The 25,271-nt window shown below is 71.8% G+C and carries 24 protein-coding genes; 15 read left to right on the forward strand and 9 right to left on the reverse strand.

Annotation, left to right across the window (positions count from 1 at the left end):
- The 5 genes from DY218_RS02215 to DY218_RS02235 all read left to right on the forward strand — a co-directional run bounded on the left by DY218_RS02215 (nt 1) and on the right by DY218_RS02235 (nt 5,650).
- Nucleotides 1–939 carry an ROK family protein gene (locus DY218_RS02215; protein WP_128554187.1) on the forward strand — a complete coding sequence of 313 codons (939 nt, stop codon included), beginning with the start codon at nt 1–3 and terminating at the stop codon, nt 937–939.
- Nucleotides 936–1,673 (forward strand): N-acetylmannosamine-6-phosphate 2-epimerase, encoded by a 738-nt coding sequence (locus tag DY218_RS02220; protein WP_128554156.1) that lies wholly within the window; start codon nt 936–938, stop codon nt 1,671–1,673. Before DY218_RS02215 ends, DY218_RS02220 begins: the two co-directional genes overlap by 4 nt.
- Before the next feature lie 201 nt (nt 1,674–1,874).
- On the forward strand, nt 1,875–2,789 hold the full coding sequence (locus DY218_RS02225) for an AurF N-oxygenase family protein (RefSeq protein ID WP_128554157.1): 915 nt from the start codon (nt 1,875–1,877) through the stop codon (nt 2,787–2,789).
- Between the two features lie 81 nt (nt 2,790–2,870).
- Entirely contained in the window at nt 2,871–4,688 is a 1,818-nt protein-coding gene (locus DY218_RS02230) for an FAD-dependent oxidoreductase (RefSeq protein ID WP_128554158.1), read from the forward strand.
- 266 nt (nt 4,689–4,954) lie between these two features.
- On the forward strand, nt 4,955–5,650 hold the full coding sequence (locus DY218_RS02235; protein ID WP_128554159.1) for a maltokinase N-terminal cap-like domain-containing protein: 696 nt from the start codon (nt 4,955–4,957) through the stop codon (nt 5,648–5,650).
- A gap of 20 nt (nt 5,651–5,670) precedes the next feature.
- Here the strand turns inward: DY218_RS02235 and DY218_RS02240 are convergent, their stop codons facing one another.
- From DY218_RS02240 to DY218_RS02260, 5 genes are all read right to left on the reverse strand, one after another.
- A complete protein-coding gene (locus DY218_RS02240; protein WP_128554160.1) occupies nt 5,671–6,072 on the reverse strand; it encodes a GntR family transcriptional regulator in 402 nt (133 codons plus the stop codon).
- Between the two features lie 79 nt (nt 6,073–6,151).
- Entirely contained in the window at nt 6,152–7,129 is a 978-nt protein-coding gene (locus DY218_RS02245; RefSeq protein WP_128554161.1) for an ABC transporter permease, read from the reverse strand.
- Nucleotides 7,126–8,070 carry an ABC transporter ATP-binding protein gene (locus DY218_RS02250; protein WP_233521306.1) on the reverse strand — a complete coding sequence of 315 codons (945 nt, stop codon included), beginning with the start codon at nt 8,068–8,070 and terminating at the stop codon, nt 7,126–7,128. Before DY218_RS02250 ends, DY218_RS02245 begins: the two co-directional genes overlap by 4 nt.
- A 116-nt stretch (nt 8,071–8,186) precedes the next feature.
- Entirely contained in the window at nt 8,187–9,896 is a 1,710-nt protein-coding gene (locus DY218_RS02255; RefSeq protein WP_128554163.1) for a bifunctional 3'-5' exonuclease/DNA polymerase, read from the reverse strand.
- A gap of 188 nt (nt 9,897–10,084) precedes the next feature.
- Nucleotides 10,085–11,077, reverse strand: a complete 993-nt coding sequence (locus DY218_RS02260) for an aldo/keto reductase (RefSeq protein WP_128554164.1) — start codon at nt 11,075–11,077, stop codon at nt 10,085–10,087.
- Nucleotides 11,078–11,209: 132 nt separating this feature from the next.
- Here DY218_RS02260 and DY218_RS02265 point away from each other — a divergent pair, with 132 nt between their 5' ends.
- Both DY218_RS02265 and DY218_RS02270 read left to right on the forward strand, forming a co-directional pair.
- Complete coding sequence (locus DY218_RS02265; RefSeq protein WP_128554165.1) at nt 11,210–12,343, forward strand: DUF2786 domain-containing protein; 1,134 nt, start codon at nt 11,210–11,212, stop codon at nt 12,341–12,343.
- 123 nt (nt 12,344–12,466) lie between these two features.
- Entirely contained in the window at nt 12,467–14,947 is a 2,481-nt protein-coding gene (locus DY218_RS02270) for an FUSC family protein (RefSeq protein ID WP_128554166.1), read from the forward strand.
- 14 nt (nt 14,948–14,961) lie between these two features.
- Here the strand turns inward: DY218_RS02270 and DY218_RS02275 are convergent, their stop codons facing one another.
- On the reverse strand, nt 14,962–15,453 hold the full coding sequence (locus tag DY218_RS02275) for a hypothetical protein (RefSeq protein ID WP_233521307.1): 492 nt from the start codon (nt 15,451–15,453) through the stop codon (nt 14,962–14,964).
- Between the two features lie 301 nt (nt 15,454–15,754).
- On the opposite strand from DY218_RS02275, the gene DY218_RS02280 reads away from it, so the two are divergent.
- Complete coding sequence (locus DY218_RS02280) at nt 15,755–15,976, forward strand: DUF397 domain-containing protein (protein WP_128554188.1); 222 nt, start codon at nt 15,755–15,757, stop codon at nt 15,974–15,976.
- 61 nt (nt 15,977–16,037) lie between these two features.
- Here DY218_RS02280 and DY218_RS02285 read toward each other — a convergent pair whose 3' ends face one another.
- Nucleotides 16,038–16,538, reverse strand: a complete 501-nt coding sequence (locus DY218_RS02285) for an ATP-binding protein (protein WP_199566592.1) — start codon at nt 16,536–16,538, stop codon at nt 16,038–16,040.
- A 245-nt stretch (nt 16,539–16,783) separates the two neighbouring features.
- Between DY218_RS02285 and DY218_RS02290 the strand changes: the two genes are divergently transcribed.
- The 6 genes from DY218_RS02290 to DY218_RS02315 all read left to right on the forward strand — a co-directional run bounded on the left by DY218_RS02290 (nt 16,784) and on the right by DY218_RS02315 (nt 22,476).
- Nucleotides 16,784–17,701 (forward strand): helix-turn-helix domain-containing protein, encoded by a 918-nt coding sequence (locus tag DY218_RS02290; RefSeq protein WP_128554169.1) that lies wholly within the window; start codon nt 16,784–16,786, stop codon nt 17,699–17,701.
- A 105-nt stretch (nt 17,702–17,806) separates the two neighbouring features.
- Nucleotides 17,807–19,264 carry an aldehyde dehydrogenase family protein gene (locus DY218_RS02295; protein ID WP_128554170.1) on the forward strand — a complete coding sequence of 486 codons (1,458 nt, stop codon included), beginning with the start codon at nt 17,807–17,809 and terminating at the stop codon, nt 19,262–19,264.
- A gap of 105 nt (nt 19,265–19,369) precedes the next feature.
- Nucleotides 19,370–19,930 carry a DinB family protein gene (locus DY218_RS02300; RefSeq protein ID WP_128554171.1) on the forward strand — a complete coding sequence of 187 codons (561 nt, stop codon included), beginning with the start codon at nt 19,370–19,372 and terminating at the stop codon, nt 19,928–19,930.
- Nucleotides 19,931–19,961: 31 nt separating this feature from the next.
- Nucleotides 19,962–20,606, forward strand: a complete 645-nt coding sequence (locus DY218_RS02305; protein WP_128554172.1) for a PadR family transcriptional regulator — start codon at nt 19,962–19,964, stop codon at nt 20,604–20,606.
- Between the two features lie 104 nt (nt 20,607–20,710).
- Nucleotides 20,711–21,691 carry an ATP-binding cassette domain-containing protein gene (locus DY218_RS02310; protein WP_128554173.1) on the forward strand — a complete coding sequence of 327 codons (981 nt, stop codon included), beginning with the start codon at nt 20,711–20,713 and terminating at the stop codon, nt 21,689–21,691.
- Nucleotides 21,688–22,476, forward strand: a complete 789-nt coding sequence (locus tag DY218_RS02315) for an ABC transporter permease (RefSeq protein ID WP_128554174.1) — start codon at nt 21,688–21,690, stop codon at nt 22,474–22,476. Before DY218_RS02310 ends, DY218_RS02315 begins: the two co-directional genes overlap by 4 nt.
- 41 nt (nt 22,477–22,517) lie before the next feature.
- On the opposite strand, the gene DY218_RS02320 is transcribed toward DY218_RS02315, so the two are convergent.
- Nucleotides 22,518–23,942 (reverse strand): glutamate decarboxylase, encoded by a 1,425-nt coding sequence (locus tag DY218_RS02320; protein WP_128554175.1) that lies wholly within the window; start codon nt 23,940–23,942, stop codon nt 22,518–22,520.
- Between the two features lie 7 nt (nt 23,943–23,949).
- Nucleotides 23,950–24,318, reverse strand: a complete 369-nt coding sequence (locus tag DY218_RS02325; RefSeq protein ID WP_128554176.1) for a YbjQ family protein — start codon at nt 24,316–24,318, stop codon at nt 23,950–23,952.
- A 212-nt stretch (nt 24,319–24,530) separates the two neighbouring features.
- Here DY218_RS02325 and DY218_RS02330 point away from each other — a divergent pair, with 212 nt between their 5' ends.
- Nucleotides 24,531–25,220, forward strand: coding sequence for a DedA family protein (locus DY218_RS02330; RefSeq protein ID WP_128554177.1), 690 nt, complete (start codon nt 24,531–24,533; stop codon nt 25,218–25,220).
- The last annotated feature ends 51 nt before the right edge of the window (nt 25,221–25,271 follow it).

A 25,271-nucleotide genomic window follows, 5' to 3' on the forward strand; every position in this document is an offset into this window, starting at 1 on the left:
ATCGAAGCCGTGCCCGCTCCCGTGATCGGGCTCGATCTCGGCGGTACGAAGATCGCCGCTGCGCTCTTCGCGGCAGACGGCAGCGTGCCGGCCAGGGACACCCGGCCGACCCCGGCCCAGGAGGGGCCCGAGGCGGTGCTCGACGCGCTGGCGGCCGCCGCGGCCGCGGTCGACCCGGACCGGTCCGCCGCCGCGGTCGGAGTCGCCGCGGCCGGAGTGATCGACCCGCGGACCGGCCGGGTCACCAGCGCGACCGACTCGCTGCCCGGTTGGGCCGGCACCGAACTCGGCGCCGGCCTGGCCGCCCGTACCGGACGCCCGGTGGCCTGCGACAACGACGTACGCGCCACCGCGGGGCCCGAACTGGACGCACTGGACGGTGAGTTCGGGTCGCTCCTGTATGCGGCCATCGGCACCGGCGTCGGGGGAGCGGTCGCCGTGGACGGGCGGATGCTGCACGGCGCCTTCGGCATCGCCGGACACCTCGGGCACCTGCCCAGCGCACCGGCGGCCGGACTGCCCTGCACCTGCGGGGCGACCGGACATCTCGAGGTCATCGCCTCCGGTCCGGCCATCGCCGCCCACTACGCGCGGCTCACCGGGACACCCGTCGACCGGCTGCAGACCGTGGCCGCCCGCGCCGCGGCCGGGGACGCGCCCGCGGTGCGCGCCATCACCACCGGCGCGGCCGCCGCCGGTCAGGTGCTCGGTGGCCTCGCCAACGCCCTCGGCCCCGACCGCGTCGTGGTCGGCGGCGGCGTGACCGGCATCGGGGCGCTGTACCGGGAGGCCCTGGATGCCGCGTTCCAGGCGGAGTTGATGCCCCGGCTGCGCGGACTCGTGCCCGTACCGCCGCGCTTCGGTGCCGACGCGGCCGTACGCGGAGCCGCCGCCCTGACCGCGACCCTGCCCCTCCACCACCCGGGAGCCCATCGATGACCGCACCTCAACACCCCTGGACCGCCCACGAGTTGACCGTCTCCCTCGCGGGCCGTCTGATCGTCTCCTGTCAGGCGCCGCCCGGAGACCCCATGCGGGACACCGAAACGCTGGTACGGATGGCGCGTTCGGCCGAGCTCGGCGGTGGCGCCGCGATCCGCGCCAATGCCCCCGAGGTCGTCGCGGCCGTCACCGCGGCGGTGGACCTGCCGGTCATCGGCCTCTGGAAGGACGGCGGCACCGGCGGCGACGACGTCTACATCACGCCCACGATCCGGCACGCCCTCGCGGTCGTCGAGGCGGGTGCGGCCGTGGTCGCCGCCGACGCCGGCGAGCGGCGCCGCCCGGACGCCACCACCTTCCCGGGCCTGGCCCGCGCCGTGCACGAGGCCGGCGCCCTGGTGATGGCCGATGTCGGGACCCTGGCGGAGGGTGTCGCGGCGGCGGAGGCGGGCGCGGATCTCGTCTCGACCACCCTGGCCGGATACGTGCCCGGCCGTCCGCGGCAGGACGGCCCCGACCTGGAGCTCGTCGCCGAGCTCGCGGCCGCCGTCCGCGTCCCGGTCATCGCCGAGGGCCGGATCCGTACCCCCGATGAGGCCGCCGCGGCGCTCGCGCACGGCGCGCACGGCGTGGTCGTCGGCACCGCGATCACCGCACCGACCGCCCTGACCGCGCGCTTCACGGAGGGGCTCGGCGCGCACGGCGGAGGCCGGGGGTGTGCCCGCCGGTAACCCCTTGCGGCAACTGGATTCTTACCGGGGGGTAGGCACCCCGGCGCCCTTGTTATACGGTCCGTCTAACAAGGGCTTGTGCCGCCCCCTGCGGCACGTATGCCCGTGGTGTGCCACGCATACCCCCGTACCCGGCACATCCGGTCAACCGCCCCACCGGCCAAGGATCTTCAGACTCGACGCGAATCGAGGAGCCGCACCATGGCAAGCAGCACCGTTCCGCCCTCGGGGTCCCTTCCGGCGAGTGACCAGGAGGTCGCCCAGCGACTGCTCGACTCGGCGGCGAAGCTCGCGTACGACCCGGCCACCGAGGTCGACTGGGACACGCCGCTCGACAAGGACTTCCACGGCGCGAGCCCGGAGTGGAGCACGCTCTACGGCACCGCGTACTGGCAGGACATGACCGAGGCGCAGCGCAAGGAGCTGACCCGGCAGGAGGCCGCCTCGGTCGCCAGCACCGGCATCTGGTTCGAGATGATCCTGCAGCAGATGGTGCTGCGGGACATCTACGCCAAGGACCCGACGGATCCGCAGTTCCAGTGGGCGCTCACCGAGGTCGCCGAGGAGTGCCGGCACTCGATCATGTTCGCGCGCGGCGCCGAGAAGCTGCAGGCCCCGCCGTACCGCCCGCACCGCGCGGCCGTCGAACTCGGGCGCGCCTTCAAGACGTTGGCCTTCGGCGAGTCCGCGTATGCGGCGATCCTGGTGGCCGAGGAAGTCCTCGACGTCATGCAGCGGGACTGGATGCGGGACGAGCGGGTGGTGCCGTTCGTACGGACCATCAACAACATCCATGTGGTCGAGGAGTCCCGCCACATGAAGTTCGCCCGCGACGAGACGCGCAAGCGGATGCGGAAGGCGGGCTTCGTCCGCCGCCGGATCAGCTCCCTGGTGATCGCGATCGCCGCGTACGTCATCGTCACCAGCATGGTGAACAAGAAGGTCTACAAGAACGCGGGCCTCGACTCCGAGCGCGCCCTCGCCGAGGCCGCGGCCAATGAGCACCACAAGTCGATGATGCGCTCGAGCTGCGCCGGCCTGATGGAGTTCCTCGCCTCGGCCCGCCTGCTCACCAAGCCGGCCCTGTACTTCTACAAGCGCGCGAACCTGATCTGACGACCGGGCTGCCGCAACCACGTCTCCTTTTCGGCTTCTTCTTCGGCTTCTTCTTCGGCTTCTTCGCACCGGGACCGGACCATGACCTACGCCATCACCCAGACCTGCTGCAGCGATGCGACCTGTATCGCCGTCTGCCCGGTCAACTGCATCCATCCGACTCCCGAGGAGCGGGCGTTCGGCAGCACCGAGATGCTGCACGTCGATCCGAAGGCCTGCATCGACTGCGGGGCCTGCGCGGACGCCTGCCCGGTGGACGCGATCTTCCCGGCGGACAGTCTGATGGGCGGGCAGCGGGAGTACATCCGGCTCAATGCGGAGTACTACGAGACGGGGCCGGGGGCTCGCGCCGAGGATGCGGATTCGGCCGCGACCGGTGACGTGACCGGTGACGCGACGGGTGAACAGGCCGTTCCGGTACGGGAGGCCGCTCAGCCCGCCGCCGGCAGTCCGAACTTCCACGCCTGGGGGCGGCCTGCGTTCGACCGGGTCCTGCCGCCCGACTTCGCGCGGCTCCGGGTGGCTGTGGTCGGCACCGGACCGGCCGGCATGTACGCGGCCGAGGACCTGCTTCTGCACACCAACGCCGAGGTCACCCTCGTCGACCGGCTCCCGGTGGCGGGAGGTCTGGTGCGTTACGGAGTCGCACCGGACCACCCCGCGACCAAGAAGGTCGGCGACACCTTCGCGCGCTTCCACGACCACCCCCGGGTCCGGATGCATCTGGGGGTCGAGATCGGCAAGCACCTCACGGCGGAGGAACTCGCCGCGCACCACGACGCGGTGATCTACGCGGTGGGTGCCTCCACGGACCGCCGGCTCGGCATCCCGGGCGAGGATCTGCCCGGCAGTGTCTCGGCCACCGCGTTCGTCTCCTGGTACAACGGCCACCCCGAGGCCGCGCCCGACGCCCCCGATCTGGGTACGGAACGCGTCGTGGTCGTCGGCAACGGAAATGTCGCCCTGGACGTGGCGCGCATCCTGGTCGCGGACCCGGAGCAGCTGGCAGGCACGGACATCGCGGACCATGCGCTCGCCGCGCTGCGCGACAGCAAGGTGCGCGAGGTCGTCGTACTCGGCCGCCGCGGCCCCGAGGACGCGGCGTACACCCGGTCCGAACTGCTCGCCCTCAAGCATCTGCCCGGTGTCGACCTGCTCGTCGACGACCACGATCCGCGCATCGGGACCACGATCGACGCGGCGGCGGCGTCCGACAAGGCGGGGCTGCTGCAGGGCGTCACCCGCACCACGCCGGACCTCACGGCGCCGCCCGCGCCGGGCCGCCGTATCGTCCTGCGCTTCCACTCCTCGTCCACCGAACTGGTCGCCGGCTCAACTCCGGCCGATGACCCGGCCGTTCGGGGCGTACGGGTCACCGGGGGCGGTGACGGCGGCGGTGCGCGGGCCGGTGACGGTACGCAGGGCGGTGGCGGTACGGAGATCACGGAGATCCTGACCGGTCTGATGCTGCGGGCGATCGGCTACCGCGGGATGCCGGTCGCCGGACTGCCGTTCGACGAGGCCGCGGGCACGGTGCCGCACGAGGGCGGACGGGTCGCCGGAATGCCGGGCACCTATGTGGTCGGCTGGATCAAGCGCGGCCCTTCGGGCGGCATCGGCGCGAACCGCACCTGTGCGGCGGAGACGGTCGGCACGCTGCTCGCCGACGCGGTCGCGGGCGCGCTGCCGGCCCCCACGAGGGAGCCGAAGTCCTTCACCCGCTTCGTCCGCGCCCGCAACCGCCGCGTCGTGGACGCGCGCGGCCTTGCGGCCATCCACCACGCGGAAACCACCCTCGGCCACGAACAGGGCCGCCCCCGCGTCAAGTTGACCACCATAGACGCCCTGCTCTCCGCCTCCAAGTCCCGCACCACCCGCTGGAACCTGCTACGCAAGTAGCGCCTGCCCGCCCGGCGTTCAACGAAGCCCGTCGGGCGTGTAATGGAGCCCGTCCGGCGTTTGAGGACAAGCGCCCCGCGCGGCATGGCTGCGCACAGGGGGAGCCGTGGTTGCAGACCAAAACGAGGCCCGTCGGGCGTGTAATGAAGCCCGTCCGGCGTTTGAGGACAAGCGCCCCGCGCGGCAAGGCCGCGCACAAGAACAAGCCGCGGACGCAGTCCAGACCGATCCCCCGCCCCCTACCCGGGAGGGCTACCGTGGCTGACATGGCGATCGTGCACCGAACAACCCTGACCCCCACCAAGCTCGACCTGATCAGCGACTGGCTGCCCAGCAGGCCCTGGTACCAGGCGAAGGGCAAGGCTCCGTCCCCGGCCACCCTGACCCGCCTCGGCGGCTTCCGCCTGGACGACCCCGCGGGCGAGGTCGGCATCGAGCTCATGGTCGTCGGCGACACCGCGGGCGAGACCCCGCAGTACTACCTCGCCCCGCTCACCTACCGCGGCGCACCGCTCCCCGACGCCCCCGACGAAGCCCTCCTCGGCACCGCCGAGCACGGCGTCCTCGGCACCCGCTGGATCTACGACGCCGCCCACGACCCGGTCTTCGTCACCCAGCTCTGCGCCCTCTTCCTCGGCGAGACGGAGGCCCAGGCCCAGCGCGAGAGCAACACCCCCGACCCGTCGGTGGCCCACCACTACACGGGCGCCGCGCACACCGCCGCGGAGTTCCGTACGACCCGCACGGAGTCCGGCCCGCGCACCACGGACATCGTGGTCGAGCCCGGCCCGCTGACGTTCCGTATCAACCGCGTCCTGACGAACGAGGGCATCGGCGAGGGCCCCGTCGGCGAGCCCTGGTCCGCCCTCGGCCACCTCACGGCCGACTGGACCCTCATCGACGAGACCCCGGCCCGCGGCAAGTACGTCGTGATCCTGGACGGAACCCCCGACCAGTCCTGACCCCCCGACCAGTCCTGGCCCTACGACCCGCTCCCCCCGCCCGCCGGATACGCCGCCTCGTGCACCGAATCGAAGAGCGCCCGGACGTCCTCGGGGCCGAGCCCCTGTGCCTGCGCCCGGGTCATCCACTCGGCGAGCGCCGCACGCAGCGGTGAGTCCGGCTCCGACTCCGCGCGGGCGAGGGAGCGGGTGATGAACGTGCCCGCGCCCTGGCGGACTTCGGCGAGCCCCCTGCGCTCCAACTCGCGGTACGCCTTGAGCGTCGTGTTCGGATTGACCTTGGTGGCCGCCGCCACCTGCGCGGCCGTGGGCAGCCGGTCGCCCTCTTCCAACGCGCCCATCCGCAGCGCCTGTTCGACCTGGCGGACGATCTGCAGATACGTCGCCACTCCGCTGCGCCGGTCGATCCGGAACACGACCACCGCCCTCTCCTCCTACTGGACCTACTGGACCTACTGGACTTCCGACACCGTACGAAGGCCCGGTCCCCCGGGCCGTGACCTACAGCGGTGTCCGGGCGACCCGCCACACGGTGAACGCGGTGAGCAGCGCCGCCCCCGCGAGCAGGATGCCCGCGCCGGTCCACTGCAGGGCGCCCATCTGGTCGTAACCCAGGTACTCCACCACGTCGTTGACGATGCCGTTCTGCTTGATGCAGGCGTCCGACGCGGCCTCGGTCGGCTCCGCGCAGTGGCCCCAGCCGAACAGCTTGCCGTCGGCCGTGCCGATCCAGCGGTCCACCTCGTAGGCGTTGTCCAGCACGGCCGGCTCGCCGGAGTCGATCGGGAACGAGACGGTACGGGTGGCCGCGAACCGGTCGCGGACCTCGGCCCACACGATCTGCACCGCGAAGCAGAACACGAAGGTGATCCCCATCGCGGCCAACTGCCGCTTGACCAGCAGCCCCACCGTCATCCCGGCGGCGGCGAGGAACAGACACAGGGCAGGGAACACCGGACCGGTGTTGTCGAAGATCTGGCCGTCGAGCCAGGAGGTCATCACGTACTCCCGGTGCGAGCGCCACGACCAGGTGAACAGCACGGACAGCACGATGCCGGCCACCCCGGTGAGGCCCAGGCACCACAGCACCTTCGCGGCGACCCACCGGCCGCGCGTCACCGACTGCGTGGTCACCAGCTGCACCGTGCCGTGCTCCCGGTCGCCGGCGAGCAGCGGGGCCGCGGCGAACACCGCGATGAGTACGGGCAACGAGGTGAGCCCGGCGGCCAGTTGGTCGAATCCGCTGTTGCCCGCGAGCTGCATCCTGGCGTCCGCGCCGGAGATGCCGGCGTCGATCTGGCCGGCCATGCGGTGGTGCTGGTACAGGATCCAGAGCGGCCCGAGGACCAGGACCGCGAGATACAGATACGTCAGGGTGCGGTGCTGGGTGAGCACCAGCCAGGCGAGGCCGCGCGGCAGGCGCCGTCGAGGTGCGTGCCCGGCACCGGGGCCGGGGGTTTCGGTGAGGACGGCGCTCATGCGGCGGAGTTCCCTTCGGCATCGGGGTCGGAGGCGCCGGTGAGCAGCGCGGGGGCGTCCGGTGCGCGCAGATGCGCCAGGAGGACTTCCTCCATGCTGGGCTCGGCGGTCTCCCAGTCGTCGGACAGCTCACCTGCGGGTCGTACGAGAGCGTGGAACTGCCGTCCCTGCACCCGGGTTTCGATCACGGTGTGGGCGTCGAGTGCCGCGGGCGCGCGGCCGTCCTCGGCGAGGCCGGTGACCAGGGTGTGCGCCGGTACGAGGGTGTCGACGTCGCCGGCCAGGCGGAGCCGGCCGCGCGCGACGACAAGCAGGTGGTCGCACATGTCCTCGAGGTCGGTGAGCACATGGGAGGACATCAGCACCGTGGTGCCCCGCTCGGTCGCCTCGGCCATCAGCAGACCGCTCATCTCGTCCCGCGCGACCGGGTCGAGATCGGCCATCGGCTCGTCGAGCAGCAGCAGTTCGGGACGCTTGCCGAAGGCGAGCGCGAAGGCGACCCGGGTGTGCTGGCCACCGGAGAGCGTGCCGATCCTGGCGTCCAGGGGGATGTCGCCGGCGCGTACGATCCGCTCCGCCTCGGCGCCGTCCCAGCGGGGATTGAGCTCGCGGCCCATCCGCAGCGTCTCGGCCACGGTGAACCGCTTGAACAGCGGCTTGTCCTGCCCGAGATACGCGAACCGGGGGAGTGCGGCGGAGTCGGCGGCCGGCACCCCGAACGTCGCGAGCCGCCCCTCGGTCGCCGTCGCCTGCTGCGCGGCGAGCTTCAACAGGGTGGTCTTGCCCGCGCCGTTCGGCCCGACGAGGCCGCAGATACGCCCCGCCGGCAGCCGGAAGGAACAGTCCCGCAGCGCCCAGCCGCGCCGGTATCGCTTCCCGAGCCCACGAGCCTCGAGCGCCCAGGCCCCGGGCGGTCCACCCGGGAGTTCGGTGTCTGACACGCGCTTCCCCTCGATCCCCATGATTCCACTAGTCAACTAGTGGAATCATGATCTACGCCGCGTGTACGTGTCAACCGAGCTGGGCACGGTCGAGGTCGTGCACGAAAAGCCCTGCGCTACTTCGCGTCCGCGTAGCACTCCACCACCGCCGTGCTGAACGGAAACCGCACCGGCACCGGGCCGAAGGCGATCCGCCTCGCCTCGTCCGCCGCCGCCGAGATCGCCGCGACCACCGCATCCGCCTCGGCCAGAGGACAGTGCACGATCACCTCGTCGTGCTGGAAGAACACCACCTCCGCACTCATCCCCCCTTCACTCAGCGCCTTCCGCAGCGCCGCGAGCATCAGCAGCGTCCAGTCCGCCGCACTGCCCTGCACCACGAAGTTCCGCGCGAAACGGCCGCGGGCCCGGACATTCGTCGACGCGTACCCCGGCACCCACTCGTCCTCGCGCGCCTCCCCGGCTCCCGCGTCCTCCTGCGGAATCCCCGCCTCCTCCCGTACGTCGGACCCGGGCGCCGGCGGACAGGTGCGGCCCAGCCAGGTCCGTACGAGCCGGCCCTCCTCGCCGGCCCGCGCCGCCTCGTCCACATACGCCACCGCGCGCGGGAAGCGGCGGCGCAGCTGGGCCAGATTCTTCAGGCCGTCGCCGGACGTCTGGCCGTAGACCGCGCCGAGCACCGCCAGCTTCGCGGCCTCCCGGTCACCGGCGAACGCCCGGTCGGAGACCGCCTGGTAGAGGTCGCCCGGACGCGAGGCGACCTCCATCAGACCGGGATCGTGCGAGATCGCGGCAAGGACCCGCGGCTCCATCTGGTCCGCGTCCGCCACGACGAGCCGCCAGCCGGGGTCGGCCACCACGGCGCGGCGGATCACCTTCGGGATCTGCAGGGCCCCGCCGCCGTTGGTCACCCAGCGACCGGTGACCGTGCCGCCGGGCAGATACGCGGGACGGAACCGGCCGTCCGCCACCCAGTCCTGCAGCCAGGACCAGCCGTGCGCCACCCAGATCCGGTACAGCCGCTTGTATTCGAGGAGCGGCCGCACGGCGGGATGGTCGAGCGGCTCCAACTCCCAGCGGCGGGTGGACTTGATCCGGATGCCGGCTTGCGCGAACGCCTTCAGGACGTCCGCCGGCAGATCGGGCCGCACCCGCCGGCCGAACGCCGCCGACACCTCGCCCGCAAGCTCCGCGAGCCGCCGCGGCTCGCCCCCGCCCGCGTACCGCTCGCCGAGCAGATCGTCGAGCACCCGGCGGTGCACGTCCGCGCGCCAGGGCAGGCCCGTGGCGTTCATCTCCGCCGCGACCAGCATGCCCGCGGACTCGGCCGCGGTGAGCAGCCGCATACGGTCGGGATGCTCGGTCCGCCGGTGCCGGCGCAGCTGGTCCGCGTAGACCTCGAGGAGGCCTTCCAGCGGGAGCTGCCTGGACTCGGAATCGGGCTCGAAGAGCGCGGACTGGGCGCCGGCGCCCCGCTCCACGGCCCGCTGCGGCGGGTCGTCCGGCACCGGCAGCCCGTGCAGCCGCGCGAACGCGGCGGCGGCCGACCGCGGCTCGCCGAGCCGCCCCTCGTGCCCGAGCAGCAAGGACTCGGCGACCTCGATGTCGTAGCACCGATCGACCCGGACGCCGGCGGCGAGCAGCCGCGGATACGTATCGGCGGTCGACCGCCACACCCACCGCACCGCATCCGGCCGCGCCCGCACCGCCGCCGCCAGATCCACCTCCCGCACGGCCGCCCCATCGACCACCCCGTCCCCCCGCACCGGCACGACCACCACCTCGCCCCCACCTTCACCCCCCGAAACCACCCACCGCACACCCATCCCCCGATTGAAACAGCCCCCACTGACAACCACTCCGACAGACAGAGCCCGTCCGGCGACAGATGGAGCCGGTCCGGCGTCTGAGGACGAGGCCCGCCAGGGCCAAAGAAAGCCCGTCCGGCGATTGAGGACGAGGCCGCAGGCCGACCCGGCCTGGACCACGACGAGGCCCGCGGCCAAAACCCAACTCAACCCCCCGCCCCCGACAGCCGAGCGACCTGCTCCCCCGAGAGCACCAGCTCAACCGCCTCCAGACTCTCGTCGAGCTGCGCCACCGAAGACGCCCCCACCAAGGGAATGGACGGAACGTCCGCCGCGATCAACCACGCCAGCACCACCTGCTGGACCGTCGCCCCCGTCTCCGCCGCCACCTCCCGCAGCGCGGCAAGCCGCGCCCCCGTACCGGGATGATCCGCGATCTCCGCCGGCAGCGGCCGGTCCACGCGCGCGTACGCCCCCGCCAGCAGCGGCGTGTACGCGACAAGCGCCAGCTCGGGCGACTCGCGGACGTAGCTCAGCAGATCGCCCCCGACCACCCCCTGCGATCCGTCCGGCGACAGCTCACCCGGCAGATCCGTACGCCGCCGCAGATACGTGTGGTGGTACTGCAGCACCTCGTACCCCGGCAGCCCCGCCGCCGCGGCGATCCCCCGCGCCCGCTCGACCCGCCAGGCCCAGTGGTTGCTCACGCCGAGCAGGCCGACCGTGCCCTCGGATACGAGTTCCGCGAACCCGTGCACGGTCTCCTCGAGCGGCACCGAGGTGTCCTCGATGTGCGCGTACAGCAGATCGAGCTTCTCCACCCCGAGCCGCTCCCGGCCGGCCTCGGCGGATTCGCGGATCACGCGCGCGGAGAGGCCCTCGGGATTGTCGACGTAACCGGTGCCGGGGGCGAGCGGCCGGGCGCCGAGCTTGCTGGCGATGACGACCTCGTCGCGGATCCCCCGGTCGGCCAGCCAGCGTCCGAGCACCCGCTCGCTCTCGCCGCCCTGGCCGCCGTTCTCCCAGAAGGCATAGTTGTCGGAGGTGTCGATGAAGGTGCCGCCCGCCTCCACATACCGGTCGAGCAGCGCGAACGAGGTCTTCTCGTCCGTCCTGGTGCCGAACAGCATGGCCCCGAGGCCGAGCACGCTCACCTCGCGCCGGGTACCCGGGTCCGTGCCGATGGTGCGGTAACGCATACGGTTCCTCCCTGATCCGGCCCCGATCCGGGGCGCGGGCACTTGTCGGTGAGTGTGAGCGTTGAAGCGCACACGAGGACAAGCCCTCGAGCACACGAGACCCACCCGACGACCCCTGCAGGAGGCAGCCGCATGGCGACCGAGACCGTGGTGGACCGGGCCTTCGCCGCGGCCCTCTACTCGGCCCCGGCCGGCCGCCGCGACGACACCGGTCTCGACACCGGTGCCGCGCTCCTCGCCGCCCGCGGCGAGGACCGGACGGAAGCGTTCCGGAGGGGCACGGACTTCGTCCGCAGGGCCTGGCAGCGCGGTTGGCAGCCCGTCGACGTGATCCGCATGGTGCGGCGCGAGCTCGGCCCCGACCCCGTCTCCCTCGCGGCGGAACTGATCAGGCACGAGACCGGCACCTACGGCACGGATCCCGCCGCCCTCCCGCCCGGCTGGCGTGAACAGCTCGACGACCTGCCCGCAGGCGACCCGCCCCGCGATCCCTTCCTGTACGCCACGGCACTGCTCGAGCTGTACCGCCTGCTGCTCGCGCTGCCCGCGATCGAGCCGGTCGGCCCGGCCCCCGGCACCCCCGTACACGTACCGCCGCCGCACCCGGAGGCTCGTGTCCCCGCCCGGATCCGGGCACTGCTCGCCAAGGCGGAGGCCACCGGCTATCCCGCGGAGGCCGAGGCGCTCAGCGCCAAGGCGCAGGAGCTGATGGCCCGGCACAGCCTGGACGCGGCGGCCCTGGCCGGGCACGCCCCGGCCGCGGACACCCCCGCCGCCTGCCGGATCGGTGTCGAGCGGCCGTACGAGACGGCCCAGGCGATCCTCCTGGACGCGGTGGCCCGTGCGAACCACTGCCGGGCGGTCTGGAGCGAGCCGTTCGGCTTCTCGACCGTGATCGGGTACGGGAGCGACCTGGCGGCGGTGGAGGTCCTGTACGCCTCGCTGCTGGTGCAGGGCACGGCTGCGATGACCGTCGCGGAGGCGGAGCAGCGGGCGGCGGGCCGCCGCCGGACGAAGACCTTCCGCCAGTCGTTCCAGCTCGCGTACGCGGACCGCATCGGCCACCGCCTCGCGGCGACGGCGCGCGAGGCGGAGGAGGAGGCGCCGCGGGATCTCCTCCCTGCGGTCACCGCGCGGGACGCCGCGGTGGCTGCGCGGGCACAGAAACTGTTCCCCGACACGACGTCCACGCGAGTCCGCGGCGCCGACGACCTCGCGGGTTGGCACGACGGAGCGCGAGCCGCGGAGCGCGCAACCGGCTTCTAGCCGGTCCCGTTCCAGGCGATCGGCCTGGCGGCCTCGTCCGCAATCGCCGGACGGGCTTGATGTGGTCCCGGTGGTCTTCGTGCTCGAGCATCGGACGGGCTCGATCGGTCTTATTCTCGCCAAATGAGCTGGCTGCGAGCGTTTCGTGACACCGCCCGCTCCGGGCTGAGCGTGGAGCGGAAGCGGCTCGAGCCGCTGATCGCGGTACGGGCCGCCGTCGGCCTCGCCGTCATCGTCGGCGTGAGCCTCGAGCTGTTCGGCCCCGCCGCCGCCGCGAGCTCCGCTTTCGGCGCGTTCCAGGCGGCCATCGCGACGTTCCAGCGCAGCTGGCGGCCGCGGCCCGTGCTCGCTCTCGCATCCGGCGTGAGCCTCGGGATCAGTACCTTCCTCGGCTATCTCGCCGGCCCCAGACCCGTGCTCTTCCTCGCCCTGCTCGCGCTGTGGATCTTCCTCGCCGGGCTGAGCTGGTCGGCCGGCCCGACCGTCGGCATCCTGGCCTCCTCCAACGTGGCGATCATGCTGATCACCATCACCCTGCCCACCAGCATCCTGGAGGCCGCGGGCCACGCCGCGATGATCGTCTGCGGCGGTCTGGTGCAGGCCGCGCTGATCGTGCTGTTCCCGGTCCGCAGATGGGGTGCGCAGCGTGACGCCCTGGCGGACGCGCTGGCCGCGGAGGCGGACTACGCGCGCCGCCTGCGGCACGATCCGGTCGCGCCGTTCGACCCCGCGCCGCTGATGACCGCCAGGGACGCCGCCGCCGTGACCCGGCGCCAGGCCCGCAGACGGCCCGCCGACCTGCGCGGCTCCCGCGGCCTCGCCGAACGCATCCGCCCGGTGCTCGCCTCTCTCGCGGACCCCGCCGTGGGCGTACCGGAGGAGGGCCCGGACCGCGAACGGGTCCGCGAGCTGCTCGCCGCCGCGGGCCAGGTCCTCGACGCCGCGGCCCGCGCGGTCCGGCACGGCGAGCCCGTACGCCTGCCGCCGCCGGCGCTCGCCGTGCTGCGCACACCGGACACGGAGGCCGTACTGACCGGCCCGGCCCACCGGGCAGCGGTCCGCCTCACCGCCCTGCTCGACGACGTCGCGGAGGCGGCCGGCGCGCCACCGGACCCGGACCACGGCCCGGGCAGCCGCTGGGCCACGCTGCTGCCCGGCCTGCTCGCCGACGATCCCTACGCCCCGACATCGGCGCCGAAGGGCCCGGACGCCCCGGCCTCGTCGGCGACGCCGCCCGACGCGTCGGCGAAGACAGAGGGGACCGACCCCGGGCCCGGCGAGCCGTCCACCCCGTACGACGCCACGGCGTCCGAGACCCGCCCCACCCCGAAGGTCAGCGTTCCCGCCGACCGGGACGACGCCGACGAGCCGCAACATCCGGGTCCGGGCGAAACAACTGAGCCGAGTGACCCGAACAACCCGGGCGACCCGGGCGACTCCGAAGCCCCCCGCCCCGCCCTCCTCGTCCGCCCCTCACTCCTCGCCCTGATCCCGCTCGCCCTGCGCGCCATGCGCGATCAGCTCCGGCGGAACGGCCCGGTGCGCCGGCACGCGATCCGGGTCACGGCGGTCGGCGTCGCCGGCTATCTGATCGGCGACGCACTGCCGCTCGGACACGGTTACTGGGCCCCGATGACGTCCGTGATGGTGATGCGCCCGGACTTCTCCCAGACGTACGGCCGCGCCGTCGCCCGTTTCGGCGGCACTCTGCTCGGGGTGGGCCTGGCCACCGGCATCGTGCAGCTGCTCAGCCCCGACGCCGCGCTCGCCGGTACGCTCGCGATCGTCTGCGCGGGCCTGACGTACCTGCTGATGCGTACGGGATACGCGGTCTCCCAGGTGACCATCTCCGCGTACGTCGTCTTCCTGCTCGGCATGGGCGGCGAGGCCTGGACCCAGACCGTCCCGGAGCGCGTGCTCCTGACCTTGGTCGGCGGACTGCTCGCGATGCTGGGTTACGCGCTCTACCCGGCCTGGGAGACGCCCCGGCTGCGCAACCGGCTCGCCGACTGGCTGGCCGCGGACGGCAGATACGCCGCGGCCGTGGTCCGCCACTACGCGGAGCCCGCGGACCATCCCGACAGTGCCGTACGGGACACCCTGCTCGACGCCCGTACCGCCAGACTGGCCTGGCAGGACGCGGTGGCCAGGGCGCAGAGCGAACCGGTGCGTCACCGCGGCCTCTCGCACTCCGCGGCGGACGACGCCGAGCACGCGCTGGCGCAGATCGCCCGCGCGGCCATGCTGATGGAGGCACATCTGCCGGAGCACGGCACCACACCCGTGCCGTCCGCGGCGCACCTCGCCGACGCGATCGAGGAGGGCACGAAGGACGCGGCGCGCGCGGTGCGCGAACGCCGCGTCCCCGACTGGGCGCCCATCCGCGCGGCCCTGGACGCATGGACGGGTGAGGGCGTCCCGGACCGCGTCGTGCGGCAGGGCGCGGACCTGCTGATGGAGTCCTTCTGCGAACTGTCGGACGCCCTGGGCACCACGGACGTCCCCATGTCCGTGCACGGAACGGACAGTTCGGCACAGCCGTCCAGGGACACGAAGCCGCCCGCCGGCACCCAGCAACCCCCGGACGGACCCTCGCCCCGCTGACTACCGCACCCCGCTCAGGAGTTGGGCAGCCCCTCCGTCGGCAGGCCCTCCGGCAGCTCTTTGCCGTCGGCCTTGGCGAAGGTCTCCTCGCCGGCGCCGTCCCACTTGACCTTCAGGGTCTTGTCGTCGGCCGAGGTGACGACACCCTTCGTACGGTCGGTGTTGCCGTCCTTGCAGGACAGCTTGAGCGTCTGCTCGCCGGCCTCCTCGGTGGCGGTCCCGCTGCACACATGGGCGCCGGCGATGGCCACCCGGGTGCCCTGGACGACGAGGGCGAGCGGCTTGCCGTCCGCCACCGTGGCCCAGCTGCCCTCGATGCTGCCCGTCGCGCCGCCGTCCGGAGCCTCGGTCTCGCCCGAACCGCCGGACGTGCCCTGGCCGTTGTCGCTCGCCGACGGCTTCTCGTCCTTCTTGCCGTCGTCCCCGCTGTCGCTGCTGCATCCGCTCACGGCGAGAACGGCGGCGACGGCCGCGGCGGCGGCGCAGGTGCGTACGTGCTTCAGCACTGGAAAGTCCCCCAATGAGAGTTCGTGGGCCTCGGATCGAAGCCGGGCCAAGCTACCAAAGGGGCCGCGGCCGGAGCGGGTTTGTGAGGGTCGGGTGAGGGCCCCGTGCGAAGCTCGGCAAGGGGTCGACAAGGGCTGTAACCAGGCAAACACCCCGCGTGCACGTGCATCTGCCCATGCATCGGCATGTGAACACAGCTATGATCCAGGGCAGTTGACCGCTGCATCAATGTTGCCTCATCAGTCACCGTCCCACGGGGACAGTTCACGGGAGCGTCCTGTGCACCACGCGTACAACGGCATGGCGGCCACAGAGCTCCACGGTGCCGTCTGGCAGAAGAGCAGGCACAGCAACTCACAGGGTTCCTGTGTGGAATTCGCCCGGCTCCCCGGCGGCGACGTCGCCGTGCGCAACTCGCGCTTCCCGGACGGGCCGGCCCTGGTCTACACCCGGGCCGAGATAGAGGCGATGCTCCTCGGCGTGAAGGACGGGGAGTTCGACCACCTCATAGCCGGCAGCTGACCGGCTCGTACCAGATTCCCCGCCCGCGCGGCCGGCGCCGTCCCGCCGCCCCGCGCAGGCGTCAGCTCTCTTCGGTCAGCCGGAAGAGCGCCCAGACGACCTTCCCGCTCAGCCGCCCGGCCAGCGGATGCCAGCCCCAGCTGTCGCTGAACGAGTCGACGAGGAAGAGTCCGCGCCCCGACTCGGCGGAGAAATCGGCCAGTTCCTCGTCGTCCGGAGTGGCGGGCGACTCCCGGCTGGGGTCGCGCACGGCACACACCAGGCGCGAGGTCCAGTGCATGAGATGCAGTCGTACGGGAGGCTCGTCGTCGCGCGGGGTGTCGGCGGGCAGCGCGTGCCGCAGGGCGTTGGTGACGAGTTCGGACACGACCAGGGCGACGTCGTCGAAGCGCTCGCCGAGCTGCCAGTTGTCGAGGGTCCGGCGGGTGAAGCGGCGGGCCCCGCGCACCGCGTCGTACCGCGCGGGCAGCGAGCAGACGGCTGCGCTCGACACGGCCGAGGGGTCGATGGGGGGTAGCCCCTGCCTTAACGGCTCGAGCATGGTTGATCCGTTCGTCCCCATGCGAGGCACTCCCCGGTTTCGCGGCGGTAGCGATGTTGCGGTGGTGCGCGCGGCCCATCGTTCCGAATGCGTAGGGCGGATGCAAGGGCAGATGCACGTGCACGCGCCGGAGTTGGACGATCCCGTACCGGTTCCAGGTCATTTCTTCCTGTGACTTCTTTCGTAGCTGTTCTGTGAGGGACCTGTTTCCGTAACCGATCGTGTACGGGGTGGAGCGTTTAATGGCAGAATCCGGGGCCTGAGTGATGGGGAGGGTTGACGCAGTGACTGCAGGGCAGCCGTGGGGATCGCCGGGATCGGGCGCCGTCGAGGCCGGTGGCGGGTCGGTGGTGCGCCGGATCCTGCTCGGTTCGCAGCTGCGCCGGCTGCGCGAGTCGCGCGGCATAACCCGGGAACAGGCCGGCTACTCGATCCGTGCATCGGAATCCAAGATCAGCCGCATGGAGTTGGGTCGGGTGAGCTTCAAGGCGAGGGACGTCGAGGACTTGCTGACGCTGTACGGAGTCTCCGCCGAGGCCGAACGCGGGCCGCTGCTCGGCCTCGCCAAGGAGGCCAACGTCGCGGGCTGGTGGCACAGTTACTCGGACGTCCTGCCCGGCTGGTTCCAGACGTACGTCGGACTCGAGGGCGCCGCATCCCTGCTGCGGGTCTACGAGGTCCAGTTCGTGCACGGACTCCTGCAGACCGAGGCGTATGCGCACGCCGTGGTCGAGCGCGGCGGCGGTGACCTGACCGGGGCCGAGATCGACCGCCGTGTCGCCCTGCGGCTCGAGCGCCAGAAGATACTCGTCTCCGAGCGCGCCCCGCGCCTGCACTGCATCCTCGACGAGGCGGCGCTGCGGCGCCCGTACGGCGACCGCGAGGTCATGCGGGGGCAGTTGGAGCATCTGATCGAGATCTCCGAGCGGCCGAACGTGACGCTCCAGGTGATGCCGTTCAGCTTCGGCGGCCACTCCGGCGAGTCCGGTTCCTTCGCGCTGCTTCGCTTCCCGGAGTCCGACCTCTCGGACGTGGTGTATCTGGAACAGCTCACCAGCGCCCTCTACCTCGACAAGGGCGAGGAAGTGGCCCAGTACGAAAGGGCGATGGAGGGTCTGATCGAAGACAGCCCCTCGCCATCGGACACCCGAGATCTTCTGCGTGGTCTACTCCAACTCTCGTGAAACGCCAGTACGATGACGTGACATCAGACGCAGAGGCAGCCCAGCAGCAACTCAGGGAAGCAGCAGGGGTATCGACGGCGCACCGGCGCCCGGGTAAGGGGTCGCATGTCCTTCTTCACCGACCTGGCGCACCAGTACATCGACGGCGAGTGGCGCTCCGGCAACGGCTCGTGGGACATCATCGACTTCAATCCGTACAACGGTGAGAAGCTCGCCGCGATCACGGTGGCCACGCGCTACGAGGTCGACGAGGCCTATCGGGCGGCCGAGCGCGCCCAGCAGGCCTGGGCCGCCGAGAGTCCCTTCACCCGTCGCGACGTCATCGAGCGGGCCCTGAAGGTCACCGAGGAGTACGAGGACGACATCGTCGAGGCGATCGTCGACGAGCTCGGCGGGACCCGTCTGAAGGCCTCCCTCGAGGTCCATCTGGCGAAGGAATTCCTGCGTGAGGCCGTGCAGTTGGCGCTCCGCCCGGAGGGGCGCATCGTGCCCTCGCCGACCCCGGGGCGGGAGAACCGCCTGGTCCGGCTCCCGGTCGGGGTGGTCGGGGTGGTCGGCCCGTTCAACTTCCCCTTCCTCATCACGCTCAAGTCCGTCGCCCCCGCCCTGGCCCTTGGCAACGGTGTCGTGGTGAAGCCCAACCAGAACACCCCGGTGGTCGGCGGCGGCCTGGTCGCCCGGGTCTTCGAGGCCGCGGGCCTGCCGAAGGGCCTGCTCAACGTGGTGGTCACGGACATCGCGGAGATCGGGGACGCGCTGCTCGAGCACCCCGTGCCGAAGGTCATCTCGTTCTCCGGTTCGGACCGCGTCGGACGGCATGTGGCGGCCGTGACGGCGAGCCACTTCAAGCGCTCGGTGCTCCAACTCGGCGGCAACAGCGCCCTGGTGGTCCTCGACGACGCGGATGTGGACTACGCGGTGGACGCGGCGGTCTTCAGCCGCTTCGTGAACCAGGGGCAGGTCTGCATGGCCGCCAACCGCATCCTGGTCGACCGCTCCGTCGAGGCCGAGTTCACCGAGAAGTTCCTCGCCAAGGTCCGGGCCCTGAAGACCGGCGACCCGCGCGAACCGGGCACCCAGATAGGCCCGGTCATCAACGCCTCGCAGGCCGAGGCCATCGCCGCCACCGTCGACCTGGCGCTCGCCGAGGGCGCGACGGCCCTGCTGCACGGCCGCACGGTCGGCAATCTGGTCGAGCCGACGGTGCTCACCGGCCTTCCGGTGGACTCCCCGGTCCTTCGCCAGGAGATCTTCGGGCCGGTCGCGCTGCTCATCCCCTTCGACGGCGAGGAGCATGCCGTACGCCTGGCGAACGACACCCTGTACGGGCTCGGCGGGGCCGTGCACACGGCGGATGTGGAGCGTGGGGTGCGCTTCGCGCGGCGGGTGGAGACCGGCATGTTCCACGTCAACGACGCGACGGTGCAGGACGATCCGTCGGTCGCCTTCGGCGGCGAGCGCAACTCCGGGCTCGGCCGGCTCAACGGCGACTCGGCCGTGGACGCTTTCACCACCCAGAAGTGGATCTCCGTGCAGCACGGCAGGGCCGGTTTCCCGCTCTGAGGATGTGGCCGCTCGTTGCGGACAGGGACTGACCGCAAGGGTCCGTAGATTCGGTCGCAGGAAGTCGGCGAAGGGCCGGCTCCGGATCGAAAGGGCGGTCCCGTCATGGTGGCTCACGTACCCGCAGAGGCTCACGGCGACGAGCTCGGCGCGCTGCTCGGATTCCTGGACGAGGGGCGCGGCGGCATCCGCCGTTCGCTGCTCGGCCTCACCGAGGAGCAGGCGGCGAGCAGGCCGAGCGCGAGCGAGCTCTCCCTCTCCGGACTCCTCAAGCACGTGGCCGAGGTCGAGCAGAACTGGCTGTCCTACGCCAAGGGCGTGCCGCCGGCCGTCGCCCGCGACGAGTCCAACTGGCACGAGTGCTTCCGCCTGATCGGCGACGAGACGATTCCCGCCCAACTCGCCTACTGGGCGCAGGTGTCGAAGGACCTGGAGGACTTCGTACGGTCCGCGCCGAGCCTCGATGAGACCTTCTCGCTGCCGGACCAGCCGTGGTTCCCGAAGGAGGACGTCTCGCTGCGCTGGCTGCTGCTCCGCCTGATCAGCGAGATGGACCGGCACGCGGGCCATGCGGACATCATCCGGGAGTCCCTCGACGGCAGGACCGCCTTCGAGCTGGTCGCGCAGGAGGCGGCGGCCGGGGAGGGGGAGGGCATGCCCGGGTAGCCTTGTCAAACTTGAATGGAAAGGCAGGGGCATGTCTGCGATCCGGCTGCTCGTCCTCGGCGCCGTCCGCCAGCACGGCCGGGCGCACGGCTACCAGGTGCGCAACGACCTCGAGTTCTGGGGCGCGCACGAGTGGTCGAACGGGAAGCCGGGTTCGATCTACCACGCGCTCAAGCAGATGGCGAAACAGGGCCTGTTGAAGGCGCACGAGGTCGCCCCGTCCACCGCCGGCGGCCCGCCCCGTACCGAGTACGAGATCACCGAGCGCGGCACCGAGGAGTTCTTCGCGATGCTGCGCGAGTACCTGACCTCCTACGACCAGAAGATGGACGTGCAGTCGGCCGCGGTCGGCTTCATCGTGGACCTGCCGCGGGACGAGGCGCTCCGGCTGCTCCGTGCCCGGATCGAGGGCATCGAGGAGTGGCGGCGCGGCGTACGCGAGCACTACACCCCGGGCGAGGACGGCCCCGAGTCGTACGGGCACATCGGCGAGATCATGAATCTCTGGCTGCATACCGCCGATGCGGGCCGCGAGTGGACGCGCGGTCTGATCGAGCGGATCGAGGGCGGCGCGTACGTCTTCGCCGGCGAGGGCGAGCCCTTCGTCGCGGTGCTCGAGGACGAGGACGAGAACCCGTACGCGACGGGGGAGCGGCACCCCGGGGACGTCGCCTGACCGGGCTCGCGCCGGGCGGCTCCGCTCATTAATCAAGTTTGACCAATCGCTCTCGGGGCACTACCTTCCCCGAGTGGTCAAGTTTGACTACGGAAGGAGGCGTGATGATCGTCGTCGAAGGACTGCGCAAGAAGTTCGGGGAGAAATGGGCCCTCGACGGGCTCGACCTCACCGTCGGACGGGGCACGGTGCACGGCGTGCTCGGGCCCAACGGAGCGGGCAAGACCACGGCGGTACGCGTCATGGCCACGCTCCTGACCCCGGACGCGGGGCAGGTCGAGGTGGCGGGCCTCGACGTACTGCGGCGGCAGCGTGAGGTGCGCTCCCGGATCGGACTGCTCGGCCAGCACGCGGCCCTGGACGAGGAGCTCAGCGGCCGGCAGAACCTGGAGATGTTCGGCCGGCTCTACCACCTCGGCGCACGCCGGGCGCGCGAGCGGGCCGATGCGCTCCTGGAGCGCTTCGAGCTCGCCGACACCGGGCGCAAGGCCGTCAAGCAGTACAGCGGCGGCATGCGGCGCCGGCTCGACCTGGCGGCCTCGCTGATCACCGAACCGGAGGTGCTGTTCCTGGACGAACCCACCACGGGGCTCGATCCGCGCGGCCGCACGGAGGTGTGGAACGCGGTCCGTTCGCTGGTCGGCGGCGGCACCACGGTGCTGCTCACCACCCAGTACCTGGAGGAGGCGGACCAGCTGGCCGACCGCATCTCGGTGATCGACAAGGGCCGTGCGATCGCCGAGGGCACCGCCGACCAGCTCAAGTCGCGGACGGGCGGCGACCGCATCGACGTCGTGCTGCACGACGCCGGCCGGCTCACCGAGGCCGCCGCCCTGATCGGCCACCGGGCCGGCACCGCGGACGTCACCACCGACCCGGACCGGCGCCTGGTCAGCGCCCCCGTCGCGGACCGGATGGCGGCCCTGTCCGCGGTCGTACGGGCCCTGGAGGAGACCGGGATCGAGGCGGAGGACGTGGCGGTGCGCCGGCCCACCCTCGACGAGGTCTTCCTGCACCTGACCGGCGACCCGTCGGACCGGGCGGACGATACGGCGGCGACGACGGCGCAGGAGGTGTCCGTATGAGCACGGCAGGCTGGGCAGTGACCGATTCCTGGACCATGACACGGCGCGAACTGGCGCACTGGGCGCGGCAGCCCGTGCAGCTCGTCGTCGGCCTGGCCTTCCCGGTGATGCTGCTGCTGATGTTCGGTTATCTCATCGGCGGCGGGGCGGGGGTCGCGGGCGACTACCGCGAGTATCTGGTGCCCGGCATGTTCGCCCTGACCATGGCCTTCGGCCTGGACGCCACGATGGTCGCGGTCACTCAGGACCTCAACAAGGGCGTCGTCGACCGCTTCCGGGCGATGCCGATGACCGACGGTGCGGTCCTGGTCGGGCGGTCGGCCGCGGACATGCTGCAGTCCGCGGTGTCGCTCCTGGTCCTGGTCGGGGTGGGGGCCGCGGTCGGCTGGCGCTGGCACGGCTCGTTCGGCGCGTTCCTCGGGGCGATCGGGCTGCTTCTGCTGCTGCGGTTCGCGATGCTCTGGCTCGGCATCCATCTGGCCATGGTCGCGGGCCGGCCGGAGCTGGTCGCCGCCGTGCAGATCCTCGTCTGGCCGATCGGCTTCCTGTCCAACGCCTTCGCGACTCCCGAGTCGATGCCGGGCTGGCTCGGTGCGACGGTCGAGTGGAACCCGATGTCGGCCACGGCGACCGCGACCCGCGACCTGTTCGGGAACGCGGGCGGGGGCGCGGGCACTTCGTGGGCGGCGGAGCATGCGCTGCTGCTCGCGGTGGTGTGGCCGGTGGCGATCGTCGCGGTGTTCTTCCCGCTGGCGGTACGGCGGTTCCGGGCCCTGAGCAAGTGACTGCGGGCCGGGGACCGGGCACGGGCCCGGTCCCCGGGTGCTCAGTGGTGGAAGGGGACGGCCTTCGCCCGGTCCCCGCCCATCGGCCCCTGCTGCCGGCGCAGCTCCGGCAGCAGCCGCTCCAGGTCCTGCAGCAGCAGCTCCGCCAGATCCGCGGAGAAGCCGTTGCGGCACACCACCCGCAGTACGGCCAGGTCCTCGCGGTTCGCCGGGAAGGTGTACGCGGGCACCAGCCAGCCCCGCTCCCGCAGCCGCCGGGACACGTCGAAGACGTCGTACGCCGTGACGTCGGAGGCCGTGGTGGCCGCGAAGACCGGCAACTCGCGGCCGCGGGTGAGCAGTTCGAAGTCGCCGAGCGCCTCGACGCGGTTCGCCAGTCCGCGCGCCACGTCCCGTGAGGTCTGCTGCACCGCACGGTAGCCCTCCCGGCCGAGCCGCAGGAACGTGTAGTACTGAGCCACGACCTGCGCGCCCGGCCGGGAGAAGTTCAGGGCGAAGGTCGGCATCTCACCGCCCAGATAGTTCACCCGGAACACCAGCTCCTGCGGAAGCTCCGCGTCCGATCGCCACAGCGCCCAGCCGACCCCCGGGTAGACCAGTCCGTACTTGTGGCCCGAGGTGTTGATCGACGCGACCCGCGGCAGCCGGAAGTCCCAGACCAGATCCTCGTCCAGGAACGGCGCGACCATGCCGCCCGAGGCGCCGTCCACATGCACCGGGATGTCGAGTCCGGTGCGCTCCTGCAGCCGGTCGAGCGCCGCGCACAGCTCGGCCACCGGTTCGTAGGACCCGTCGAACGTCGAGCCGAGCACCGCGACCACGCCGATGGTGTTCTCGTCGCAGAGCGCGGCGGCCGCCTCCGGATCCAGGTGGAAGCGGTCACCCTCCATGGGCACCTGCCGGGCCTCGACCTCCCAGAAGTTGCAGAACTTGTCCCAGCAGACCTGCACATTGATGCCCATGACCAGATTCGGCCGGGCGTCCGCCGAGGGATAGCGGTCGGCGTTCCGCCGGGCCCAGCGGCGCTTGAGCGCCATCCCGGCGAGCATGCAGGCCTCGCTCGACCCCGTCGTCGAGCAGCCGACCGCGGCGTCCGGATCGGGCGCGTGCCAGAGGTCGGCGAGCATCGCGACACAGCGCCGCTCCAGCTCGGCCGTCCGCGGGTACTCGTCCTTGTCGATCATGTTCTTGTCGCGGCACTCGGACATCAGGGCCGCGGCCTGCGGCTCCATCCAGGTCGTGACGAACGTCGCCAGATTGAGCCGCGAGTTCCCGTCCAGCATCAGCTCGTCGTGCACCAGCTGGTACGCGGTGGCCGGCGGCACCGGGCCGTCGGGCAGCCGATGCCGCGGGGGAGCGGCGGTCATACCGCTCACCGGGTTCGCCTCGCCGTAGAACGGGTTGAGGGCGAGCCGGCGTTCGGCGTCGTCCGGGATGTGCGGGGTGCCGCCGCGGTGCAGGGACATCGGGGTGTCAGTCCTTGCGCGAGATGACCGCGGCCGTCCCGTACGCACAGACCTCGGTGCCGACGTCGGCGGCCTCGGTGACGTCGAAGCGCATCATCAGGACCGCATTGCCACCACGCGCGCGTGCCTGCTCGACCAGGCGCTCCATCGCCTGGTTCCTGGTCTCCACCAGAGTCTTGGTGAGCCCCTTCAGCTCGCCGCCGATCATCGACTTGAGGCCGGCGCCGATCTGGCTGCCGAGGTGGCGCGAGCGCACGGTCAGGCCGAAGACCTCGCCGATGATCTGCTCCACCTGGAACCCCGGTACGTCATTGGTGGTCACCACCAGGACGTCCGACTGTGCCGCCTGACCGCCCCCGAAGTCCTCGATGCCCATCTCTGCCTCCCGCGCTGCCGCGCAGCCTCGTGGTCGCCGTCCCGACCAGCTTTCCCCCGGCGGCCGCCCGCCGCACCCGGAAAGGACAGCCCCGGCACAGCCCGCGCACAGGGTGGTGGCGCGGGGTGGAACCGGGGGCAGAATTGCTGCGTTGATACTTTTGGGCGGCCGCATGGCCGTTTCCGTACACGACACCCCAGGAGCCCGGACCCGTGATGACGCTTGCGCTCGGACCAAGCTGGCTCGATCCGGACTATCTGATCCCGACGTTCGGCCTGATCGGCGTGCTGGTCATCGTCTTCGCCGAGTCGGGTCTGCTGATCGGCTTCTTCCTTCCGGGTGACTCGCTGCTCTTCACCACCGGCCTGCTGGTGACCTCGGGGACCCTCGACCAGCCGCTCTGGCTGGTCTGCGTGCTCGTCGTGCTCGCCGCGATCATCGGTGACCAGGTGGGCTATCTCTTCGGCCGCAAGGTGGGCCCCGCCCTCTTCACCCGCCCGGACTCCCGCCTCTTCAAGCAGGAGAACGTGGAGAAAGCGCACGAGTTCTTCGAGAAGCACGGCCCGAAGTCGCTGGTCCTGGCGCGCTTCGTGCCCATCGTGCGGACGTTCACGCCGATCATCGCCGGTGTGAGCCGGATGAACTACCGCTCCTTCATCACGTTCAACGTCATCGGCGGTGTCCTGTGGGGCGCCGGTGTCACGCTGCTCGGCGCCGCGCTCGGCAAGGTCGAGTTCGTGCACAAGAACATCGAGGCGATCCTCGTCGGCATCGTCCTGATCTCGGTGCTGCCGATCGTCATCGAGTTCCTGCGGGCCCGCAGCAAGTCCAAGAAGGCCGCGGCCCAGGGCGGCGGCGACGGCCCGTCCGCGGCGCCGCGCGGGCGCCACGCCAAGCGCTGACCCGGCCGGGCCGCTCCCGTCGTACGGCGGGGGCGGCCCGGGTCAGAAGCC

This window comes from Streptomyces triticagri (genome assembly GCF_003429565.1).
GTDB lineage: Bacteria > Actinomycetota > Actinomycetes > Streptomycetales > Streptomycetaceae > Streptomyces > Streptomyces triticagri.

What these genes read in the sequence shown, in the direction of transcription:
- DY218_RS02220 (WP_128554156.1), top strand. Translation starts at nt 936, where the DNA reads ATGACCGCACCTCAACACCCCTGGACCGCCCACGAGTTGACCGTCTCC.
- DY218_RS02225 (WP_128554157.1), top strand. Translation starts at nt 1,875, where the DNA reads ATGGCAAGCAGCACCGTTCCGCCCTCGGGGTCCCTTCCGGCGAGTGAC.
- DY218_RS02230 (WP_128554158.1), top strand. Translation starts at nt 2,871, where the DNA reads ATGACCTACGCCATCACCCAGACCTGCTGCAGCGATGCGACCTGTATC.
- DY218_RS02235 (WP_128554159.1), top strand. Translation starts at nt 4,955, where the DNA reads ATGGCGATCGTGCACCGAACAACCCTGACCCCCACCAAGCTCGACCTG.
- DY218_RS02245 (WP_128554161.1), bottom strand. Translation starts at nt 7,129, where the DNA reads ATGAGCGCCGTCCTCACCGAAACCCCCGGCCCCGGTGCCGGGCACGCA.
- DY218_RS02255 (WP_128554163.1), bottom strand. Translation starts at nt 9,896, where the DNA reads ATGGGTGTGCGGTGGGTGGTTTCGGGGGGTGAAGGTGGGGGCGAGGTG.
- DY218_RS02260 (WP_128554164.1), bottom strand. Translation starts at nt 11,077, where the DNA reads ATGCGTTACCGCACCATCGGCACGGACCCGGGTACCCGGCGCGAGGTG.
- DY218_RS02265 (WP_128554165.1), top strand. Translation starts at nt 11,210, where the DNA reads ATGGCGACCGAGACCGTGGTGGACCGGGCCTTCGCCGCGGCCCTCTAC.
- DY218_RS02270 (WP_128554166.1), top strand. Translation starts at nt 12,467, where the DNA reads ATGAGCTGGCTGCGAGCGTTTCGTGACACCGCCCGCTCCGGGCTGAGC.
- DY218_RS02280 (WP_128554188.1), top strand. Translation starts at nt 15,755, where the DNA reads ATGGCGGCCACAGAGCTCCACGGTGCCGTCTGGCAGAAGAGCAGGCAC.
- DY218_RS02285 (WP_199566592.1), bottom strand. Translation starts at nt 16,538, where the DNA reads ATGGGGACGAACGGATCAACCATGCTCGAGCCGTTAAGGCAGGGGCTA.
- DY218_RS02290 (WP_128554169.1), top strand. Translation starts at nt 16,784, where the DNA reads ATGGGGAGGGTTGACGCAGTGACTGCAGGGCAGCCGTGGGGATCGCCG.
- DY218_RS02295 (WP_128554170.1), top strand. Translation starts at nt 17,807, where the DNA reads ATGTCCTTCTTCACCGACCTGGCGCACCAGTACATCGACGGCGAGTGG.
- DY218_RS02300 (WP_128554171.1), top strand. Translation starts at nt 19,370, where the DNA reads ATGGTGGCTCACGTACCCGCAGAGGCTCACGGCGACGAGCTCGGCGCG.
- DY218_RS02305 (WP_128554172.1), top strand. Translation starts at nt 19,962, where the DNA reads ATGTCTGCGATCCGGCTGCTCGTCCTCGGCGCCGTCCGCCAGCACGGC.
- DY218_RS02310 (WP_128554173.1), top strand. Translation starts at nt 20,711, where the DNA reads ATGATCGTCGTCGAAGGACTGCGCAAGAAGTTCGGGGAGAAATGGGCC.
- DY218_RS02315 (WP_128554174.1), top strand. Translation starts at nt 21,688, where the DNA reads ATGAGCACGGCAGGCTGGGCAGTGACCGATTCCTGGACCATGACACGG.
- DY218_RS02320 (WP_128554175.1), bottom strand. Translation starts at nt 23,942, where the DNA reads ATGTCCCTGCACCGCGGCGGCACCCCGCACATCCCGGACGACGCCGAA.
- DY218_RS02325 (WP_128554176.1), bottom strand. Translation starts at nt 24,318, where the DNA reads ATGGGCATCGAGGACTTCGGGGGCGGTCAGGCGGCACAGTCGGACGTC.